Origin of the sequence: Bartonella sp. AA81SXKL, assembly GCF_042196945.1 — a bacterium.
Classification (GTDB): Bacteria; Pseudomonadota; Alphaproteobacteria; order Rhizobiales; family Rhizobiaceae; genus Bartonella.
Map to the genome: position 1 here is coordinate 1 of NZ_JBHIRH010000066.1, position 1,935 is coordinate 1,935.

General features: G+C 39.7%; 2 protein-coding genes. Both read right to left on the reverse strand.

Translation table 11 applies throughout. The features are described from left to right. Positions 1–35 precede the first annotated feature (35 nt). A complete protein-coding gene (locus tag ACFINZ_RS09435; protein WP_375662649.1) occupies positions 36–617 on the reverse strand; it encodes an SMI1/KNR4 family protein in 582 nt (193 codons plus the stop codon). Between the two features lie 62 nt (positions 618–679). Beyond that, positions 680–1,935 (reverse strand): HNH/ENDO VII family nuclease (locus tag ACFINZ_RS09440; RefSeq protein ID WP_375701390.1); only part of this gene is annotated, 1,256 nt, incomplete at its 5' end.

A 1,935-nucleotide genomic window follows, 5' to 3' on the forward strand; every position in this document is an offset into this window, starting at 1 on the left:
TGCGTTATAAACGCTCCATATTCCCTCTATCAATTTCACCTCTTCCATAGTTTTTTCCAAAAACTCTTGTAAAAAGGTATAGGTTGCGGAGTGGGAGTGTTCTCAATCTTTTCAATCGGTTGATCACCATCAGGTATCTCAGCTCCCACGCTTTCTTTAATTCTTTTGCAAAGGAATTCATAAAAATTGCTAGCGTAATATTCGCAATCCTCAGATGGAAGCATGACATAAAGTGGGCATTCTCCATCCCGAAACTGCGTATAATCAAAGTAAAAGGTTTCACCAAAATCAGTACTACTCACGACAAGCTGTTCTGATGTTGCAAAACCACGTTTTCTATAATAATTTAAATTTTGACAAACAATATCATTAAAAGGAAAATCTACACAATCTTCATAAAGACTATAGATTTCATCACCACCAATATCTCCTCCTTTATAATTTTTTAAAAAACTTTTATAAGAAGATGTGAATTGCAAACCGAGAGCTTTCTCCGCCTTTTCAATCCATATATCATCGACAGCATTTTCTGCAGTCCCAAAACTGACAATATCACTATCATATTTATCAACTTTATTAACTAATTCTATAACATCATCTAAGGTATAGGTTTTCATCAATTATCCTCCATAAATTATTTTATAAGTTTCTTTTTCTCTTTTCAATTAACCGTAGAGCATTACTGCCGATGCTCCTGTCCCCATCCGTCAAAATCTATCCCTATGATACCCCATCTCATATCAATTATTCCTCCTAAATTACTGTTTTTTTGTTCTCTATACCCTTTAGCACGTTCCTTCCAATATTCCGCTCTCCACTTCTCAAACTTTTTTCTCTCTATAAGCGATTGATGTGTTTTTGGATTATTATGAATCACGGAACTATATTTGTTATGAGATTCCTTGCTCATTTCTGCTATGGGCCCTTCAGGCGTTTGTTTTAGATGATGCAACTCAACAGATTGACCATCAAAACCTATAGGTGCTCTTCCTGCTTCCATTCTCTCAATATTGGTGCCCCACACTTCTTTTTTGTTTTCCATCCATTTTACCCTTTTATTAGGATCAAACAAATCGTCTCTCTGATAGGCTTTGTTCGTCTGACCAAATTTGCTATCGGTAAATTTAGTGGGTTTCTTTTTTAACCAAAGCTTTTTTTCTTTAGCAGCGAGTTTAGTTAGTTCTTTCCTAGCAGCTAGTTTGTCAGGATCTCCCTGAGCTGCAAGTTCTGCAAGATTTTTCTTGGAAGCAAATTGGGCAAAATCTTTCCTAGCATTGAACTTGATCACAGCCTTTTCGCCAAGCTTTATACCTTCCTTGGCTGTTCCAGCTCCTCCCAAAAACAGCGTTGCTACTTCAGTCAATAATTTTCCAAATTCAAGACCAGCATTAAAGGAACCACCGGCACCGGCTCGCTCATATTCCTCCTCCATTTTATTAATGCGATCTACATAGGGCTGTGCAAAGGCATGCCCAAGGGTAGCCAAAACCTTACCACTGGTGAAGAAATCTTTGAGCGCTTTCAAAATCTCTTTGGAATTTTTGGCTATTTGTATCAAGTCACCAACCGTAGGAGAACTGATTATTTGCAAAAAACCATCAAGCGTATCGTATATTTCAGCCGGTACACCAGCTACCATACCTGCCCCAAAGCTTATATCTTGCCCTGTACTAATCGCAGACCACTTCGCAGACACTGCTGCTTCACATAAAAGGTCAGGACACTCCTTTAATTCTTTCTCCATCTGAGCTTGTTGCGCACTGCTGAGGTAGTTATTTGCAGCGGCATTACCTGCGGCATCGGCACCGGCATCAACATTGCCACCGGCAAGGGCAGCAGCAACGCCCCCAGCAGCCCGTGCAACATCAATGGTGTGGTCTCTAAAGTCAGCAAACTGCGCATCAATCTTTGCGTTTATACGCGCTTCCTCTTCCG